5 protein-coding genes are annotated in these 3,745 nt (G+C 68.9%); 2 read left to right on the forward strand and 3 right to left on the reverse strand.

From position 1 onward, the window contains the following. The 3 genes from IE312_RS41095 to IE312_RS20930 form a co-directional block, all read right to left on the reverse strand. The coding region (locus IE312_RS41095) for an ABC transporter permease subunit (RefSeq protein WP_229900232.1) at positions 1–212 on the reverse strand (212 nt) is incomplete at its 3' end. Positions 213–286: 74 nt separating this feature from the next. Then, positions 287–1,126 carry a glutamate ABC transporter substrate-binding protein gene (locus IE312_RS20925; RefSeq protein ID WP_189983886.1) on the reverse strand — a complete coding sequence of 280 codons (840 nt, stop codon included), beginning with the start codon at positions 1,124–1,126 and terminating at the stop codon, positions 287–289. A gap of 80 nt (positions 1,127–1,206) precedes the next feature. Beyond that, positions 1,207–1,983: an amino acid ABC transporter ATP-binding protein gene (locus IE312_RS20930; protein ID WP_189983887.1), complete on the reverse strand. Its 777-nt coding sequence runs from the start codon at positions 1,981–1,983 to the stop codon at positions 1,207–1,209. 295 nt (positions 1,984–2,278) lie between these two features. On the opposite strand from IE312_RS20930, the gene IE312_RS20935 reads away from it, so the two are divergent. Both IE312_RS20935 and IE312_RS41100 read left to right on the forward strand, forming a co-directional pair. Continuing rightward, positions 2,279–2,965: a response regulator transcription factor gene (locus IE312_RS20935; RefSeq protein ID WP_189983888.1), complete on the forward strand. Its 687-nt coding sequence runs from the start codon at positions 2,279–2,281 to the stop codon at positions 2,963–2,965. A gap of 9 nt (positions 2,966–2,974) precedes the next feature. Beyond that, on the forward strand, positions 2,975–3,745 hold a 771-nt coding region (locus tag IE312_RS41100), incomplete at its 3' end, for a HAMP domain-containing protein (RefSeq protein WP_229900233.1).

Below are 3,745 nucleotides of genomic sequence, written 5' to 3' on the forward strand. Positions count from 1 at the left end.
AGCGAGGAGAAGAGGATGATCACCGTGAGCGGGATGTTGCGCACGATGTTCACGTAGGCGGTGCCGAAGCCGCGCATCAGCGGCACCGGGCCCACCCGCATGCCGGCCAGCAGGGTGCCCCAGACCAGGGAGCCGGCGGCCGACAGCAAGGTGAGCTGCACGGTCGTCCAGAAGGCGCCCAGTACGTCGTAACGTCCAAGAAAGTCGAACACGATCTCCCGCGCTTCCGCGTGTAGGGATGCCCCGGTGCGCCGCCGTCAGGGGCGGCGCACCGGCGGGCATTGCCTCAGCTCTTGATGTCGCCGATCTTCGGGGCGGGCTCGTTCTTGTAGTTCGCCGGGCCGAAGTTCTTCTTCACGGCAGCCTCCCAGGAACCGTCGGAGACCATGTCCTCGAGCGCCTTGTTGATCTTGGCCTTGAGGTCGCTGCCCTTCTTGACGCCGATGCCGTAGTTCTCGTTGGTCATCTTGAAGCCGCCCAGCTTGAACTTGCCCTTGAACTGGGCCTGGGAGGCGTAACCGGCGAGGATCGAGTCATCGGTGGTGAGGGCGTCGATGGCACCGCTCTGCAGACCGGACAGACATGCCGAGTACGTCGGGTACGTCTGCAGGTTGGCCTTGGGGGCCAGCGTCTTCTTGACGTTCTGCGCCGAGGTCGAGCCGGCCACCGAGCACAGCTTCTTGTTGTTCAGGTCCGCCGGCGACTTGATCTTGTTCTCGTCGGCGCGCAGCAGCACGTCCTGGTGGGCCAGCAGGTACGGGCCGGCGAAGTCGACCTTCTGCTGGCGCTCCGGGGTGATCGAGTACGAGGCGGCGATGAACTGGACGTCACCACGCTGCAGCATGGTCTCGCGGTCCGCGCTCTTCGACTCCTTCCACTCGATCTGGTCGGCGCCGTAACCGAGCTTCTTGGCGACGTAGGTGGCCACGTCGACGTCGAAGCCCGCGTAGCCCTGCGGGGTCTTCTGGCCGATGCCCGGCTGGTCGAACTTGATACCGACGGTGATCTTCTTGCCGCCACCGGAGGAGCCGTTGTCGTCCTTCTTGTCGTCGCCGCCGCACGCGGTGGCGGCCACGGAGAGGGAGAGAAGGACGGCCGCTGCGGCGGAGACCTTGCGGAGCTTCATGGTGAACATCCTTTGCGTGGTGAGGAACGAGGTCCGTCTGAGGGAGCGCCCGGACGGCGCGGGCGCCGGGCCCCGCGCGGTCAGTGGTGCAGGATCTTGGACAGGAAGTCCTTGGCCCGGTCGCTGCGCGGGTTGCTGAAGAACTGCTCGGGCGCGGCCTGCTCGACGATCCGGCCGTCCGCCATGAAGACGACCCGGTTCGCCGCCGAACGCGCGAAGCCCATCTCGTGGGTGACCACGATCATCGTCATGCCCTCGCGCGCGAGCTGCTGCATGACATCCAGGACCTCGTTGATCATCTCGGGGTCGAGGGCCGAGGTCGGCTCGTCGAACAGCATGACCTTGGGGCCCATGGCGAGCGCCCGCGCGATCGCGACGCGCTGCTGCTGGCCGCCGGACAGCTGGGCGGGGTACTTGTCCGCCTGGGTGCCCACGCCCACCCGGTCCAGCAGGGCCCTGGCCTTCTCCTCGGCCTGCTTCTTGTCCGCCTTGCGGACCTTGACCTGGCCCAGCATCACGTTCTCGAGCACGGTCTTGTGCGCGAAGAGGTTGAACGACTGGAACACCATCCCGACGTCCGCCCGCAGCCGGGCCAGTTCGCGGCCCTCGTGCGGCAGCGGCTTGCCGTCGATCGTGATCACGCCCGAATCGATCGTCTCCAGGCGGTTGATGGTGCGGCACAGCGTCGACTTGCCGGACCCGGAGGGCCCGATGACCACGACGACCTCGCCGCGGGCGATCGTCAGGTCGATGTCCTGGAGCACGTGCAACGCGCCGAAGTGCTTGTTGACGCTCTTCAGGACGACCAGTTCGTCGGACGTGGCCGCGTCCTCCTTGGCCACCGTTACTTTGGTCATCGCTCTCAGGCTCCGTCCTCCTCGGGTTTCCGAGGACACTAGTAAGGGCCTGTGACCTGCGTCATCACATCTGAGGGAGACTTGAGCATCACGATCCGATAGCAATCGGACACATGTCGTAGCATCTGCGACCGCCGCGCATATCGGCCGGGTAACGGTAGCGACAGGCAACCCGAACCCTCTTGACGCCGTCCTTAACCATCAGCGTCACTGCCATGGTGCACGCGCGCGTGGACGCACATGGCCGACGCGTCGCGAACCGAGACCGTACGACCGCTGAACCGGAGGGGGCCGGATGAGACTGCTGCTCGTCGAGGACGACAACCACGTCGCCGCGGCCCTGTCCGCCGTCCTCGCGCGGCACGGCTTCCAGGTCACCCACGCGCGCAGCGGCGAGGAGGCCCTCCAGGCGCTCGTCCCCGAGGGCACCGGCTTCGGCGTCGTCCTGCTCGACCTCGGCCTGCCCGACCAGGACGGCTACGAGGTCTGCGGCAAGATCCGCAAACGCACCAGCACCCCGGTGATCATGGTGACCGCGCGCTCCGACGTCCGCTCCCGCATCCACGGGCTCAACATGGGCGCCGACGACTACGTCGTCAAGCCGTACGACACCGGGGAACTGCTCGCCCGGATCCACGCCGTCAGCCGGCGCACCGCCCACGAGGACCCCACGACCGCCGGCGAGGACGCGCTGCACCTCGGCTCCGTCCGGATCGAACTGCCCACCCGTCAGGTCAGCGTGGGCGGCGCCGTCGTCCAGCTGACCCGCAAGGAGTTCGATCTGCTCGCGCTGCTCGCCCAGCGGCCCGGAGTGGTCTTCCGGCGCGAACAGATCATCAGCGAGGTCTGGCGCACCAGCTGGGAGGGCACCGGCCGCACCCTGGAGGTGCACGTGGCCTCCCTGCGTGCCAAACTGCGCATGCCCGCGCTGATCGAGACCGTACGCGGCGTCGGCTACCGGCTCGTCGCCCCGGCCGCCTAGCGGGGACGGGTGCGCACACGCCTCCTGCCGCTGCTCATCGTCCTGTTGGCGGCCGTGCTGCTGGCCCTGGGCATCCCTCTGGCCGGCAGCGTGGCCGCCGCCCAGCAGCAGCGGGTCGTCGTCGACCGGATCGACGACACGGCACGCTTCGCGGCGCTCGCCCAGTTCGTCACCGACGCGCCCGGCGGCTCCCGCCGCACCACCACGGACGAGCGCCGGGCGAGCCTGCGCAGCGAACTGCAGAACTACCACGGCGTCTACGGCATCCGCGCGGGGGTCTTCTACCGCAACGGCGCCGCCATGGCCAATGCGCCCGACGACTGGTTCGTCCCCCGGACGGGCGAGGTCCGCCGGGCGTTCGACGAGGCGCTGCTCAGCCGGCGCAGCCATGACCCGCGGCAGGTGTGGCCGTGGCAGCGCGGCCGGCTCGTCGTCGCCTCGCCGGTGATCCGGGACGGGGACGTGGTCGCCGTCGTGGTCACCGACTCGCCCACCGGACAGCTGCGGTCCCGGATCCTGCGCGGCTGGCTGCTCATCGGCGCCGGAGAGATCGCTGCCATGCTGCTCGCCGTCGGCGCCGCGCTCAGACTGACCGGCTGGGTGCTCCGACCGGTCCGGGTGCTGGACGCCACCACCCACGACATCGCCACCGGGCGGCTGAAGTCGCGGGTCGCGGCCGCGGGCGGGCCGCCGGAACTCAGACGGCTGGCCCGTTCGTTCAACGAGATGGCGGACAACGTCGAGGCCGTGCTGGAGCAGCAGCGCGCCTTCGTCGCCGAC

The organism is Streptomyces capoamus (assembly GCF_014654935.1).
In the GTDB taxonomy this organism is placed as follows: Bacteria; Actinomycetota; Actinomycetes; order Streptomycetales; family Streptomycetaceae; genus Streptomyces; species Streptomyces capoamus.